This window comes from Amycolatopsis sp. NPDC114484, from assembly GCF_055633755.1.
The window spans coordinates 51894-66288 of the sequence record NZ_JBVKDQ010000016.1 but is presented as its reverse complement, the minus strand read 5'-3'; the positions used below and the strand labels follow the sequence as shown (position 1 = coordinate 66288).

The 14395-nt window shown below is 70.7% G+C and carries 14 protein-coding genes; 6 read left to right on the top strand and 8 right to left on the bottom strand.

The annotated features are described in order from the left end of the window. Positions 1–174: 174 nt before the first annotated feature. Genes ACZ7SW_RS32365 through ACZ7SW_RS32355 form a run of 3 tightly spaced genes read right to left on the bottom strand, consistent with a single transcriptional unit; the run spans position 175 to position 3266 of the window. Positions 175–1038 carry a VOC family protein gene (locus tag ACZ7SW_RS32365; RefSeq protein ID WP_470234160.1) on the bottom strand — a complete coding sequence of 288 codons (864 nt, stop codon included), beginning with the start codon at positions 1036–1038 and terminating at the stop codon, positions 175–177. Between the two features lie 16 nt (positions 1039–1054). Next, complete coding sequence (locus ACZ7SW_RS32360; protein WP_470234159.1) at positions 1055–1819, bottom strand: maleylpyruvate isomerase N-terminal domain-containing protein; 765 nt, start codon at positions 1817–1819, stop codon at positions 1055–1057. Continuing rightward, positions 1809–3266, bottom strand: coding sequence for an SAV_6107 family HEPN domain-containing protein (locus ACZ7SW_RS32355; protein WP_470234158.1), 1458 nt, complete (start codon positions 3264–3266; stop codon positions 1809–1811). The genes ACZ7SW_RS32360 and ACZ7SW_RS32355 overlap by 11 nt, the downstream gene beginning before the upstream one ends. A 208-nt stretch (positions 3267–3474) precedes the next feature. Here ACZ7SW_RS32355 and ACZ7SW_RS32350 point away from each other — a divergent pair, with 208 nt between their 5' ends. Next, positions 3475–3999, top strand: coding sequence for a YbaK/EbsC family protein (locus ACZ7SW_RS32350; RefSeq protein ID WP_470234157.1), 525 nt, complete (start codon positions 3475–3477; stop codon positions 3997–3999). Next, a complete protein-coding gene (locus tag ACZ7SW_RS32345) occupies positions 3996–4571 on the top strand; it encodes a GNAT family N-acetyltransferase (RefSeq protein WP_470234156.1) in 576 nt (191 codons plus the stop codon). The genes ACZ7SW_RS32350 and ACZ7SW_RS32345 overlap by 4 nt, the downstream gene beginning before the upstream one ends. A 33-nt stretch (positions 4572–4604) precedes the next feature. Here ACZ7SW_RS32345 and ACZ7SW_RS32340 read toward each other — a convergent pair whose 3' ends face one another. The 5 genes from ACZ7SW_RS32340 to metF form a co-directional block, all read right to left on the bottom strand. Further along, entirely contained in the window at positions 4605–5600 is a 996-nt protein-coding gene (locus ACZ7SW_RS32340; RefSeq protein WP_470234155.1) for a DUF3558 family protein, read from the bottom strand. A gap of 88 nt (positions 5601–5688) precedes the next feature. Further along, complete coding sequence (locus ACZ7SW_RS32335; protein WP_470234154.1) at positions 5689–6585, bottom strand: DMT family transporter; 897 nt, start codon at positions 6583–6585, stop codon at positions 5689–5691. 203 nt (positions 6586–6788) lie between these two features. Continuing rightward, positions 6789–7289, bottom strand: a complete 501-nt coding sequence (locus tag ACZ7SW_RS32330) for a GNAT family N-acetyltransferase (RefSeq protein WP_470234153.1) — start codon at positions 7287–7289, stop codon at positions 6789–6791. Positions 7290–7341: 52 nt separating this feature from the next. Continuing rightward, positions 7342–9021, bottom strand: coding sequence for a DUF885 domain-containing protein (locus tag ACZ7SW_RS32325; protein ID WP_470234152.1), 1680 nt, complete (start codon positions 9019–9021; stop codon positions 7342–7344). A 42-nt stretch (positions 9022–9063) separates the two neighbouring features. Further along, positions 9064–9948: a methylenetetrahydrofolate reductase [NAD(P)H] gene (gene metF / locus ACZ7SW_RS32320; protein ID WP_470234151.1), complete on the bottom strand. Its 885-nt coding sequence runs from the start codon at positions 9946–9948 to the stop codon at positions 9064–9066. A gap of 199 nt (positions 9949–10147) precedes the next feature. Here metF and merB point away from each other — a divergent pair, with 199 nt between their 5' ends. The 4 genes from merB (at position 10148) to ACZ7SW_RS32300 (ending at position 14353) form a co-directional block, all read left to right on the top strand. Further along, a complete protein-coding gene (gene merB / locus ACZ7SW_RS32315; protein WP_470234150.1) occupies positions 10148–10792 on the top strand; it encodes an organomercurial lyase in 645 nt (214 codons plus the stop codon). A gap of 71 nt (positions 10793–10863) precedes the next feature. Further along, positions 10864–11955: a polyprenyl synthetase family protein gene (locus tag ACZ7SW_RS32310; protein WP_470234149.1), complete on the top strand. Its 1092-nt coding sequence runs from the start codon at positions 10864–10866 to the stop codon at positions 11953–11955. After that, positions 11955–13430 carry a phytoene desaturase family protein gene (gene crtI, locus ACZ7SW_RS32305; RefSeq protein ID WP_470234148.1) on the top strand — a complete coding sequence of 492 codons (1476 nt, stop codon included), beginning with the start codon at positions 11955–11957 and terminating at the stop codon, positions 13428–13430. The genes ACZ7SW_RS32310 and crtI overlap by 1 nt, the downstream gene beginning before the upstream one ends. After that, entirely contained in the window at positions 13427–14353 is a 927-nt protein-coding gene (locus tag ACZ7SW_RS32300) for a phytoene/squalene synthase family protein (RefSeq protein WP_470234147.1), read from the top strand. Before crtI ends, ACZ7SW_RS32300 begins: the two co-directional genes overlap by 4 nt. The last annotated feature ends 42 nt before the right edge of the window (positions 14354–14395 follow it).

The following is a 14395-nucleotide window of genomic DNA, read 5'->3' as shown; positions in this document are numbered from 1 at the left end:
GAGAGAGGGGTGCGGGCTCGTCGGGTAGGGCGTTCGCGAGGAGGCTGCGGGGCGTCGAGGGCATGTCCATGGGACTTACCGTCCCCGACGTGGGTAACCGGGGGTTTCCTGTGGTGTTTCGGGCGTGTCAGAGGGTGCCCGGGAATGCGTGATCTGCGCGAAACGTGGCGTGGATCAGTGTGGGGTGAGCAGGCGGAATTCGTTGTCTTCCGGGTCGGTGAAGTCGAGCTGAGGGTCGCCAGGATTGGTCGGGTGGGCGCCGACGGTTTGGAGGCGGCGGGTTTCGGTGGCGTGGTCGTCGTGGAGGGTCGGGGCCAGCTCCAGGCGGAGGCGGTTTTCGCCGTGTTTTGGGGTTTTCGCGCGGAGGAATTCGAGCGTGGGGCCGCGGCCGGTGGGGTTGCGCAGGGTGGTGATGGCGGGCTCGTCGGCGGTGATCGGCCAGGCTGTGAGCGGGGACCAGAAACGGGCCAGGCGCGCGGGGTCGTCTGCGTCGAGGACGATCGCCGCTATGGCACCGGAATTGGTGTATTCCTGGCGGGGTTCTAGTACGCAGAACTCGTTGTCCTCGGGGTCTGCCAGGACGATCCACGGGACGTTGTGCTGACCGATGTCGATCGGGCGCGCGCCCAGGGAAACGGCGCGGGCGACTGTTTCGCGCTGGTGCTCGGCGGAAGTGCTGGAGAGGTCTAGGTGGAGACGGTTTTTGTTGGTCTTCGGGCGGGATGCCGGGGCGAAGACCAGGTTGAGATCGCAGCCGTCCTCGGATGAAGCGTGGACGGTGACCTCGTCCGGGGATTCCGCGGTGGTTTGCCAGCCCAGGAGGTCGGACCAGAACCGGGCCAGGCGTGCCGGTTGTTCGGCGGCGGTGGCCAGGTTGACCAGACGTGTTGCCATGTCCCCACGGTAACGGGGAGGGCCGACAAAAACGGCGGATCGAGGACTCGGCGAAAGAACTGTGCCGGCAAGCGCGGGGGTATCGCGCTTGCCGGCACAGCCGGATCGCCAGGTGGCCAGTAAGAAACCGAGAAGCTTCCCCACTTTCGGTTCTCGACGGTCACCTGGTGGCTAGTCGCAGCAGTGCCCAGGCTTGGGCGGACAGCTCGTGGTCCCCGTCGGTGTGGACCATGGTCACCGGGACTCTTCCCCAGAGCCAGAGGTACACATTCTCGGGCGAGCCGGTGACTATCGCGTCCGCGGCGTCGGCTTCCCGGGCAGAGCAGCGCCAGGCTTCCGTTTCGCCGGGGCCCGCTCTCGCGATCCAGCTATGGCCTCCGGTGTGGAAACCCACTGTGCCGCTTCGGGTTCCCGAGATGCCCATGGTGGTGAGCTTGTGTCCGAAGTAGAGGGTGAGGGCCTCGTCGACGCCGTCGGCCGCCAGGTCGTCCGGGACTGTCGAGTCGTCGGTTCCGGCCGCGTTTTCCGCGTCCACCCGGTGCACGAGGGTTTCGTGGAGCATGCGGCGACGCCAGAAACCGTGGGTCGGGTCGGCCGACCACCAGGTGGCGGATCGGGAGACCGGGTCGTGATTGGCCAGTTCCACCTCGAGTTCGGTGCGGGCGGCGGAGTAGAAATCGACCACCGGCTGACCGGGAAGCGGCTCGCGCCACGATTCGGGACGGCGACCTTCGCGGATCCAGCCGAGCACCTGCCAGTACACGACGCCGACGTGCTTGAGCAGCTCGTTCAACGTCCAGCCCGGGGCGGTGGGCACCGGCGAATCGGGCGACGCCGAGTGCGCCACCTCCCCCAGCAGTTGCGCCTCGACGGAGAACGCCTCGAGCAACCGGCCGTGGTCGACCGTGCCGAGTTCACGCGACATGAGCTTCCCCGGACATCGGCAGGCCGTGCACGACCCGGCGGACCAATTCGAGGAACTGGGCGGTCGCCTGCAGCAGGCCCTCAGCCAGTTCGGCGGTGACGCGGCCGGTGATGCCCGCTTCGGCGGCGGCCCGGGTTTCGGAATGGTCGGCGAAGAATGCCGACCATTCGCGCAGTTCGGGAGCGACGGCGTCGAGCAGCACCCAGCCGCTGGCGGGGCGGCCCCGGCCTCGACGCGGGCGGCCCCGGACGGCGAGCACCGCGCCTGCGCCGCGCAGGGCGGCGAGGTAGGCGGCGATGAAGCGTTCGGCTGGGTCGCGTTCGTTTTCCGCGTGGTCGAGTCCGCGATTGGCCTGGGCGAGGAGGGTGACCGCCTCGGGAGGGGCTGGCGGGCGCAGGGACAGCGGGAGTTGCGGCTGTCCCGGGGTGCCGGAGCGGCGGGCGGGCGGTTCGGCGGAGGGCCGGACCGCGGCTCGGCTGCGGTGGACGACCTGCCTCGGGGGTGGAGAGCTGGACAGGGTGGTTTCGGGGACGTGGTGGACGGTTGGCCTGGGGGTGGGGGAACCCGCGGGGGTGCGCTCGGGGTGGGCCGCCGTGGCAGAGGGGGCGATAGAGCGGTTTTCCGACGGGCTGGAAGTCGGAGAAGCTTCCGGCGCGAGCTCGGGCTGAGGAGCGGGACTGGGTGCCGCAACAGAGGGCGCGACAGACCGGTTCTCCGAACGGCTGGAAGCCAGAGAACCTTCCGAGGCGCGCCCGGGCTGAGGAACGGGACTGGCCGCCGTAGCAGGGGGCGCGACAGTGCGGTTCACCGAACGGCCGGAAGTCAGAGAACCTTCCGGCGCGAGCTCGGGCTGAGGAACGGAACTGGCCGCCGCAACAGAGGGCACGACAGCGCGGTTCACCGACAGACCGGAAGCCGGAGAACCTTCCGAGGTGCGCTCGGGCTGGCGGGCGGCATTGGCCGCCGTGGCAGAGGGGGCGACAGCGCGGTTCTCTAACGACCTGGAGGTCGGGGAACCTGCGGCGGAGGCGCGCTCAGGCTGAGGAGCGGGACTGGCCTCCGGGACAGAGGGCGCGATAGAGGGGTTCTCTGCCGAAATGGAAACCGAAGAACCTTCCGACGCGAACTCAAGCTGGGAAACGGGACCGGCCGCAGAAGCAGACAACCCAGTGGAGCTGCGCCCCGTCGCAGGCCATAGCTCAAGGCCGGGCTCCGAGACATCGCCTCGAACAGGACCGGACGACAGAACCGAAGCAGCCCCAGAAGCCGACGTCTCAACCGCACCGCCCGCAGGAACCACCACAGCCGCAGCAGAACCGTTCTCCGCACTCCCTGGCTGCGTCACCGCCGCGCCGAACGTCAGCTGTTCGCCAACCGCGCCAGGTCGGTCTGTGGCGGGGCGTCCCTCGGGAGCACGGTCCGCGGGGGACACGACCGAGACGGACATGGCGACCCTCCTCCTGCTCGGGTGGGCCCGGCCGGGGGCCCGAGGTGCTTCCCCCACCCCGGGACCGGCCGGTGCGCTCCCACCGGGTATCGAACGTCTGTTCGATCTGTTTCCAGAGTAGCCGCGCCGGCGGATCCGCTCAACCCCGCCGGTGGAATCCGGGCACGTGGTGCGGGACACGACTGCACTGACGTGGTCTCATAACCGGGTGAGCACCCACGACCATCCCGCTGTCGCCAAGGTCACCGCCGCGCTGGGCGAGGCCGGGCAGCACGCCGCCGCTGACGGAGTGCGGGTGCTGCCCGCCGAGGTGCGCACTGCCGCGCAGGCCGCGGAGGCGCTCGGCGTTCCGGTCGGCGCTATCGCCAACAGCCTGGTTTTCCGGGCCCGCGCTGCAGACGGGGCCGAGGTCGCGCTGCTCGCCCTTACCTCGGGCGCGCATCGGGCGAAGGAGTCCCGGCTTGCCGAACTCGCCGGGTTCACCGACGTCGGCAAGGCGGACGCGGCGTTCGTCCGGGAGCACACCGGGCAGCCGATCGGGGGCGTCGCTCCGGTCGGGCATCCGGAGCGGCTCGCGACGCTCGTGGACACGGCGTTGCGCGAGCACCCCGAGGTGTGGGCCGCGGCGGGGCATCCGAAATCGATCTTCCCGACCACGTTCGACGCGCTCGTCACGCTCACCGGGGGCACCCCTGGCGAGCTGGCCGGCGAAGGGGAGGATGGTCGACTGTGACCGCCATGCCCTCCTCTGGATGCTCCCGCTACGTGCAGCTCTCCGCCGACGAGTTCCGGTCCCGGCTGCCGGAGGCGCTGGCGATCTACGTGAACGCGATGCGCTACCCCGAGGGAACGGCCGAGCAGCGCGCGCCGATGTGGCTCACCCACGCGCTGCGCGAGGGCTGGCGCTGCATGGCCGCCCTCGACGACAACGGCGCGCTGCTCGGAGTCGCGTACGGCTACAAGGGCCGCGCCGGGCAGTGGTGGCACGAGCAGGTCCGGCACGGCCTCACCCGCCGCGCCGGGACGGAGGAAGCCGAGCGCTGGCTGACGGACTACTTCGAGCTCACCGAGATCCATGTGCGCCCGGAGAACCAGGGCAAGCAGATCGGCGAGGACCTGCTGCGCCGGCTGCTCGACGGCATCCCCAGCGCGAACGTCCTGCTCTCCACGCCGGAGGGCACGAGCCGCGCGTGGAAGCTGTACCGGCGCATGGGGTTCGTCGACGTTCTGCGCGATTACCAGTTCACCGGCGACCCTCGTCCGTTCGCGATTCTGGGACGGTCGCTGCCGCTCGAAGCGCGGTAGGGCCGGCGCGCTCACCTGCCGCACCGCGAGCTATCAAGCGTGACCGAGTGACGGTGCCACTGTCTTGGCCACGGCGACCGCCTTCGTGCAGGCCGTGGTCGTGTCGAGGCCGCTGGCGGGCTCGCCGCTGAACTGCACGGAGACGATCTCGCCGTACCCGTGAGCCTCGTCCTCCTTCGGCGTCTCGACCTTGCGCCACGTCGCGTCGCAGCTGATCACGCTGCTGTCCTCGTCCTTTTTCTGCACAGCCGTGACGCCACCGCCGAGGTCGGCGGGCTGGCCGTCCCCGGCTTCGGCGGGCAGGCCTTGATACAAGCGCACCGACACCTGCGGATAGTGGGTGCCGTCGCCGGACCAGAAGTCGCATTCGTGCAGGTTCTTGGGCTCCACGAAGGACTTCTGCCCCAGCGCGGCCTCCACGGCCTGCTTGCCCGCCACCGCGCACGGATCGGTCGTCAGCACGGAGCCGGGCACCTGCTTGTACTGCGGCGGGGCGGCGTGCAGGGCCTGTACAACCTTGGTCAGCGCCGCGCGGCCGGGCGCGCAGGCGTCGCCCGGGGACTTGGTCTGGAAGGTGATCCCCAGCGACTGTTCGAACGACGTCACGACCGAGACCCAGCACGACCCGGGCTTGTCGCCGTCGACGACCAGCGGGAGGCCTTCGAGCTTCTCGACCGGGTCCTTCGACAGGATCAGCTGGTCGCCGACGCGCAGCACCAATTCGACGGTCTTGCCGCCGGTGTCCTTGACGTCGACGCTGCACTCGCCCCACTCGGAGGAGGAGAGGCTCGACTGGTCCGGGGCGCCGAGGCCGCCAAGGGTCTTGCTGTCCAGCAGTGCGCACGGATCCACGGTCCGCAGGGCCGCCGCCCGCACCGCGGGATCGGTGATCGGGGGTTTCGCTTCGGAGGTGGGAGAGCCCGCGGCGGCGGTGCCCGCGGTCGAGCCGCCGCAGCCGCCGAGGACGGTCAGCAAGGCCGCCCCGGCGGCCAGCGCCGATGCCCGGAGTATTCGGTTTTCGGTGATCATGCGCGGCACCGTAGCCGAGTCCGTCACCCGTTCGTGGCGAAATCTCCAAGAATGCGGACAGTCGGTGAATGATGCGCCTCGGGCGTCGTTACCGAGGCTCGGGCCGCCAGTAGCCGACCGCGAGCGCCGCGACGAGCAGCACCGCCCCGCTCCAGGCGAACGCGCTCAGCCGTTCGTGCAGGAAAACGACCGAAAGCACGGACGCCGTAAGCGGCTCCAGCAGCGCGGACAGCGCGCCCAGCACCGGGTGGGCACCGCCGAGGCCGCGGAAGTACGCGGCATACGCGACGGCTGTCGGGACAACGCCGAAGTACACCGCCAGCAACAGCACATCGGCGCGGGCGGGCAGGTCCATGCCGAGCCACAGCGCGGCGGGCGTCAGCAGCAAACCGCCGGTCAGGCAGCCGAATGCCGTGGTAGCCAACGGTTCGAGGCCGTTGACGGGCTTCGCCGTGACAAGCGTGAGCACGGCGAACCCGGTCGCGGCGAGCAGCGCGAAGCCGAGGCCGCCAGCCAGGCGAGCGGGTGACGTCGCGGTTTCCGGCGACCAGCGCAACAGCACCAGCCCCGCGACGGCGCCACCGACGGACACCAGCGTCCACAACCGGGGTGCGCGACGGTGCCGCACCGCGGAAAACACAGTCAGCACAACGGGTGCGGCACCGATCGTGGTCATCGTCGCCGTGCGGACCGAGCTGAATGCGACGGCGGCGAAGTAGCTGGCTTGGAAGAGGGCGAAGAGAGCGCCGATGAGGACGAGACGGTGCCAGGTTTGCTTGGCGGGGAGGCGAAGTCCGCCGGTGAGACCGACGAAGACCGCGCTCGCGGCACCGCCGATGAGCAGGCGATAAGTGGCGACGGCCAGGGGGTGCAGGCCGGCTTGCTGGGCGAGAAGCGAGCCGGACAGGCCGCCGGTTCCCCAGAGCACGCCGGCTACGACGAGCGCGGCCGACGAGCGGGCGCGCGAAGGTACGGAAACAGACATTCGGGAGTGAGCTCCTGCGTCGAAGGAATCGGAGATCGACGACGCGGGGCAGCGTGCTTGGACCGGTTCAGGACGTCATCCGGTGGCCGCGGGCCCGGTTTCGGGCGCACGCGGCGAAAACTGCCCCGCTCAGGAGGCTGGTGGTGGGATGACGACGAGAAGCCACTGCACGACCGGGAGTCAACCAGAGGCCGAGGAGACGATCAACGGGTTTGTCGCGTGCGGCACCAGCGGACTTCGCCGTCCTGCCACTCGTCAGTGGCGGTGAGCCCGACCGCGGCGGCGACGGCGGCGGACGCCCGGTTTTCCGGGTGGATGTGGGCGATGATCGAGTCCACCGGCTGCCGGAGCAACCAGTCCACGAGTCCTCGCGCGGCTTCGGTGGCGATGCCCCGGCCCTGCCACGGAGTCCCCACCACCCAGGCGATTTCGGCGACAGAGCCATCGACGGTCGCCTGGACAGTGCCGGCCAGGCCGGAATCGCGCAGCTGGATCACCCAGTTCAGCCAGGACACCGCCGGATCGGGCGAGCCCGCGGTCATCCGCCGGTAACGCGAGCGGAGAGCTTCCAAGGAGTCCGGAGCGCCGCCGATGTAGGTGTGCAAGGCCGGATCGGACAGCACCGTCGCCATCTCCTCGGCATGCGAGACAGACAGCGGCAGCAGGTCCAACCGGGCGGTTTCGATGAGCTGTGCGGTAACCATCTGAATAAGACACCCGGGCCGGCGCGGGAAACACCGGCCCGGGAACGCAGTCTCAGTCCAGCTGCGCCAGCTGTTCGCGCAGCGTGTCCAGTCCCATGCCGCCCATCCGCAGGGCCTTGGTGTGGAACTGCTTGATATCGAACGCCGAGCCCTGGCGCGCGCGGGCGTCGTCGCGGGCCGCGAGCCACAGGCGTTCGCCGAGCTTGTACGAAGGGGCCTGGCCCGGCCACCCGAGGTAGCGGTCGATCTCGTCGTGGACGTGCGCGTGGTCGGTGATCGTGCGGGTCAGCATGAACTCCAGGCCCAGCTCGGGCGTCCAGCGCGAACCCTCGTGGAATCCGGTGCCCGCCGGGATCTCCAGTTCCAGGTGCATGCCGAGGTCGACCACGACGCGCGCGGCGCGGAACATCTGCTCGGACAGCATGCCGAGCAGGTTGCCGTCGTCCGAGAGGTAGCCCAGCTCCTCCATCAGGCGTTCCGCGTACAGCGCCCAGCCTTCGCCGTGCGCCGAGATGAACGTCATCAGCCGCTGGTACTTCGTGAGCGTCTCGGCCTGGTTGACCGCGGTCGCGATCTGCAGGTGGTGGCCCGGAACTCCCTCGTGGTAGACCGTCGAGACCTCGCGCCAGGTCGTGAACTCGTTGCGGTCCGCGGGAAGCGACCACCACATCCGGCCGGGACGGCTGAAGTCCTCGCTCGGTCCGGTGTAGTACGCGCCGACGCCGCCGCCGGGCGGGGCGATCTTGCACTCCAGTGCCATCAGCCGGTCCGGGATGTCGAAGTGCTTGCCGCGCAACGACTTCAGCGCGTCGTCGGACAGCTGCTGCATCCACGCCTCGAACTGCGGGCGGCCCTGCACGCGGTAGCGTGGGTCGGCGTCGAGCACCGCGGCGGCCTCCGCGGGCGTCGAGCCGGGCTTGATGCGGTTCGCGACCGCGCGCATTTCCGTTTCCAGCCGCGAGAATTCGTGCCAGCCCCACTCGTAGGCCTCGCGCAGGTCCAGCTCCGCGCCGATGAAGTACCGCGACCACAGCCGGTAGGTGTCCTCGCCGACGGCGTCCTTCACCGGGGCCTTCGGGGCGAGTTCGGCACGCAGGAATCCGGCGAACTCCGCGAACGCCTCGTCCGCGACCCGCGCGCCCGCGGCCAGGTCGGACTTCAGCGAATCCACGCCCGCGTCGGCGACCATGCTGGCGAAGAAACCAGGACCGTCCTTGAGCCCGGCCCACGTATCGCACTGGTCAGCGACCTTCGAGACCTGTCGCAGCGCCGAAACCTGCCCCTTGCCTGCCGAGGCCAGCAGCGACGCGCGGAGTCCGGCCAGTGCCTCGGGCACCTTCGGCAGCCGGGCCGCGACGTTCGCCCAGTCGTCCGGGGTGTCGGTCGGCATCAGGTCGAAGACCATGCGCAGGCTCTGCACCGGGCTCTCGATCACGTTGAGCGAAGCGGCGTCGAGACCCGCGTCGTGGATCTCCAGCTCGAGGCCGATCCGCTCGCTGAACACGGCCTTCGCGACCCGCTCCCCCGCATCCGCCGGTTCCGCGGCGGTCACCGCGGCCAGCGCGCGCCGCGCCAGCTCCGCGCGGGCGTCGTGGCCGGCGGGCGAATAGTCGGTCAGCTGGTCGTCGTAGCCCGCGACGCCGAGCATGGTGGCCGCGACCGGGTCCACGGCCACGTAATCGTCGACGTACCGGTCGCAGATCTCCGGAACGCTCTGTTCGGTGGAAGCCATGTCCGGCACGCTACCGGCCGGAGGCGCCCCGAGCCCACGGAGTTACGCGCGGGCGGGCACCAGTCCGAGCCGGGTGACCACCTCACGCGTCGCCTTGGACCGGTTGAAGGTGTAGAAGTGCAGGTCGGGCACGCCTTCGGCGATCAGTTTCTCGCACAGTTCGGTGACCCAGTCGATGCCCGCCGCGCGGAACGCCTTGGGGTCGTCGGAGAACGGTTCGAGCCGGTCGAGCAGGCGCTGCGACGCCGAGGCCCCGGAGAGTTTGATCGTGGTGTGCAGCGTCCGCAGGGTGGTCAGCGGCATGATGCCGGGCAGCACGAGCGCGTCGCAGCCCGCGGCGGCGACCCGGTCGCGCAGCCGCAGGAAGTCCTCCGCCTCGAAAAACAGCTGCGCGATCGCGAAATCGGCTCCCGCGCGGAACTTGCGGACCAGGTGCTTCGTGTCCGATTCCAGGTCCGCCGAACGCGGGTGGCCGTACGGGAACGCCGAGACGCCGACGCAGAAGTCGCCGAGCGAGCGGACCAGCTCGACCAGTTCCTCGGCGTAGGTGAGGCCCTCGGGGTGCGGCACCCAGTCGCCGTAGACGTCGCCCGGCGGGTCGCCGCGCAGCGCGAGGATGTTGCGCACGCCGACCGCGGCGTACCAGCCGATCACGTTCCGCAGCTCGGACACCGAATGGTCGACCGCCGTCAGGTGGGCCATCGGGCAGAGCGTGGTTTCGGTGGCGACGCGGGCGATGCTGCGGATGGTGCCGTCGCGGCTCGAACCGCCCGCGCCGTAGGTGATCGACATGTACGCCGGGTCCAGCGGTTCCAGCTCGCGGATGGCCTTCCACAGGACGGCCTCGTCGGCCTCGTCGCGGGGCGGGAAGAACTCGACGGAGAACGCGGGCCCGTCACCCCGCAGCCTTTCGATCACCGACGTCATGGGGTGAAATTCTAGTGGCTCGCCTCGACGCGCGGCAGAGCTGCCGGGTGGGCTTGGCCACGCGCGTGCCCCTGCCAGGGACGTCCGTGAGGGGAACCCTGAGGGACTCTGAGTCCTTCAGGGTTCCCCTCACGGACCGCAAACCATACGGGCGTGGACGCGCGTACCGTCAGGGCGAACCCTCCGGGGAGGCGAGCCCATGAGCAGTGAAGACGATCTGGCCTGGGACGAAGACGTGCGCGTGGCCGTTTACCGCGCGTTCGCCTCCCGCGGCCGCCCGCCCACCGCGCCCGAACTGGCGGACGCCGCGCACGGGTCGCTCGCGGTGGCCAAGCAGGCGCTGCACCGGATGGCCGACCCGAGATGGCTGTGGCTGGACGAGCGCGAGCACGTGGCGCTGGCCGCGCCGTTCGCGGCGGTCCCGCTCGGGTTCGCGGTGATGGGCGAGCACACCATGTGGTGGGGCGGTTGCGCCTGGGATTCGTTCGCGATCCCGCACCTGGTCTCCGGCGATCCCGAGGTGCTGGTGGCAACGCGCTGTCCGGGCTGCGGTGAGCCCTCCGCGCTGGTCGTGCGGCGGGACCGGCCGCCCGAGGGCGCGCAGGTCGCGTACTTCCCGGCCTCGCCCGACCAGCTCGCGGGCGACCGCGGAAAGCAGCGGTTGTACTGCGCCGAGTCCTGTGTGGACAGTCCGGGCGAGGTGCTCGGGCTCGACGCGCTGTGGCATCTCGCGAAGGACTGGTACGCGGGCTGCCTGGAACCCGGCTACCGGCCGCGCGGACCGGTCGAGGCGGCGGAGTACTTCGCGGCGAGCGGGCGTCCGGACGCGTTCCGGAGCGGCTGAGCGCGTCTGGTGCGCCACATCCGGGGGCGCCCGGCGTGACCCCGGCCGTCCTCGTCCCGGAGGATGAAGGCATGGACGCGCCCGGATTCGACGCCGATCTCCCCGTGCACGTGGAGCGTGCGCTGGCCGATTTCCTCGGCCGGGCGGGGACCGAGATCCTGCGCACCGAGCCGAGCGTCGCGGCCGGGATCGAAGCGCTGTCCGGTTTCGTGCTGGGCGGCGGCAAGCGGATCCGCCCGACGTTCGCCTGGTGGGGCTGGCGCGGCGCGGGCGGCGCGGCTTCCGGTCCGCTCGCCGAGGGCGCGCTGCAGGCGGTCGCGAGCCTGGAGCTGATCCAGGCGTGCGCGCTGATCCACGACGACCTCATCGACTCCTCCGACTCGCGCCGCGGCAGGCCGACCGTGCACGTGGCCGCCGAGAAACTGCACGCGGACCGCGGCTGGCTCGGTTCGCCGTCGGTGTTCGGGCTGGCCAGCGCGGTGCTGGTGGGCGACCTGGCGCTGGCCTGGGCCGACGACATGTTCGCCGGGGCCCCGCTGCCCGCGGCCACGATCGCGGCGGCTCGCCCGGCTTGGCGCGCGATGCGCACCGAGGTCCTCGCCGGGCAGTACCTCGACGTGCGCACGCAGGCGGTGGGCGACGCTTCGCCCGAGGCCGCGCTGCGGATCGACCGGCTCAAGACCGCCGCGTACACCGTCCAGCGGCCGCTGCACCTCGGCGCCTCGCTCGCCGGGGCGGACGACCGGCTGGTCGCCACGCTGCTGGAGTTCGGCGGCGACGTCGGCGTGGCCTTCCAGCTGCGCGACGACCTGCTCGGCGTGTTCGGCGACCCGTCGGTGACCGGCAAGCCCGCCGGCGACGACCTGCGCGAGGGCAAGCGGACCCTGCTCGTGGCGCTGGGCCTGCAGCTGGCCGCGGAGCAGGGCGACCACGCCGCGGCCAAGGTGATCGGCGACGCGATCGGGGCGGCCGACCTGACCAACGGCACCGTGGACCAGGTGCGCGAGGCGCTGACCTCGGTCGGCGCGGTCGCCGCCGTGGAGCGCCAGATCGACGAGCTGACCGCCTCCGCGAACGCCGCGCTGGACCGCGCGCACCTGGCCGAGCCCGCCCCGTCGGCGCTCGCCGGGCTGATCCGGCTGGCGACCCAGCGGAACTTCTGATGCGGACGGTGAACGGGCACGCCGACCACGTGGTGGTCGTCGGCGCGGGGCTGGCCGGGCTGTCGGCGACGCTGCACCTGCTCGGCGCGGGACGGCGGGTGACGCTGCTGGAGCAGCAGAAGATGCCCGGCGGACGGGCCGGGCAGCAGGACTTCGGCGCGAACGCCGTCGACACCGGGGCCAGCGTGCTGACCATGCCGGAACTGGTGGACGAAGCACTGCACGCGGTCGGCGAATCGCTGGCCGACACTGTGCCGCTGACCAGGCTCGACCCGGCGTATCGGGCTCGCTTCGCAGACGGCAGCACGCTCGCCTTGCACACCGACGGCGACGCGATGGAAGCCGAGATCCGGTCGTTCGCCGGTCCGGCCGAGGCGGACGGCTACCGGCGGCTGCGGCGGTGGCTCACCGAGCTGTACGCGGCGCAGAAGGACCACTTCATCGGCGCGAACTTCAATTCGCCGCTGGATCTCGTCCGGCCGGAACTCGTGAAACTCGCCGCGTTGGGCGGCTTCGGCCGGTTAGGGCCGCGCGTCTCCAGCTTCTTGCGCGACGAGCGCGTACGGCGGCTCTTCTCGTTTCAGGCGCTGTACGCGGGTCTCGACCCCGCGCGTGCGTTGGGTGCGTACGGCGTCATCGCGTACATGGACACTGTCGGCGGCGTGTACTACCCGCGCGGCGGCATGGGCGCGATCGCGCGCGCGATGTCCGACGCTGCGACGCGTGCGGGAGCCGAACTGCGATTCGGTACGGAAGCCGCATGGCTTGAGCGAGTGTCGTCGCGCGTACGTGCTGTACGCACGCGTTCGGGCGAGCGTATTGAGTGTGACGCCGTGGTGCTCGCGACGGAGCTTTCGGCGGCGTACCGGCTGATCGGGGCGCGTCCGCGGCGTGTGCTGCCGTTGAAGTACTCGCCGTCGGCGTTCGTGCTGCACGGGCACGCGGACCGTTCGTGGCCGGAACTGGACCATCACACGATCTTCTTCGGCCAGGCGTGGGAACGGACCTTCGCCGAGATTGTCCGCGAGGGCAAGCTGATGAGCGATCCGTCGCTGCTGGTCACGCGCCCGACCGCGACGGAGCCGTCGCTCGCCGGCGACGGCGGCGAGATCGTCTCCGTGCTCGCTCCGGCCCCGAACCTGAACACCGGCCCGATCGACTGGGCGCGCGTCGGTCCGGCTTATCGCGAAGAACTGTTGCGTACGCTGGAATCGCGCGGGCTCACCGGGTTCCGCGAAGAGTACATTGTGGACGAACAGCTCACTCCCGCTGATTGGGCGGCGCGCGGATTGGCCGCGGGCACGCCGTTCTCGCTCGCGCACACCTTTCCGCAGACCGGCCCGTTCCGTCCGGCGAACCTGGTGCGGGCGGCGGAAAACGTGGTGCTCGCCGGATGCGGGACGACGCCGGGCGTCGGCATCCCGCCGGTGCTGATCTCCGGACGGCTCGCCGCGGAAAGGATCACCGGCCGGTGAGCGAACTCGACGCGGCCGGCATCGCCGAACCCGCGCTGCGCGCCGCCTACACCGAGTGCCGGCGCATCAACGCCCATCACGGCCGCACGTTTTTCCTTGCCACGCGGCTGCTTCCGGCGCGAGCGAGACCGGCCGCGCACGCGCTGTACGGCTTCGCGCGGATGGCCGACGAACTGGTCGACAACCCCGAGCCCGGCACCGATCCGGCGGTCGCGCTGGACAAGGTCGCCGGGCTCGTCGACGAGGTCTACGACGGAAGCGTCCCGGCCGATCCGGTGCTGGCGGCGCTCGCGGACACGGTGCGCCGCTACGACATCCGACGCGCTCTTGTGGATGCGTTCCTGCATTCCATGCGGATGGATTTGACGGTTGCGGAGTACGCGACTTACGCCGAACTCGGTGAGTACATCTACGGTTCGGCGTGCGTGATCGGGCTGCAGATGTTGCCGGTGTTCGGGACTGTCGTGCCGGTGGAGGAAGCTGCGCCGAGCGCGGCGGCGCTGGGGGAAGCGTTTCAGCTGACCAATTTCCTGCGCGACGTCGGCGAGGATCTCGACCGCGGGCGGTTGTATCTGCCCACGGAGGAATTGGCGGCGTTCGGAGTGGACCGGACCGTGTTGCTGGACGCGCGGCGGAATAACCGGCCGGATCCTCGGGTGCGGGCGGCGTTCGCGGTGGCGGTTTCGCGGACGCGGGCGGTGTATCGGCGGGCCGAGGCGGGGATTCCCTTGCTGCGCCCGGAGTCTCGGCCTTGCGTGCGGACGGCGATCACATTGTACGAAGGTATTCTCGATGAGATCGAGGCGATGGACTACGCCGTGTTGAACCGGCGCGCAGTCGTCGGTAAGGGGCGGCGGGTCGCGGTCGCGTTGCCTGCCTTAGTGCGGCGCGCGCTTAGTTCCAGGCCGGGACGCCTTCGCTGACTCGGGCTGATGACCGCAGCGGCGCGCGGGTTGGCGCGGACG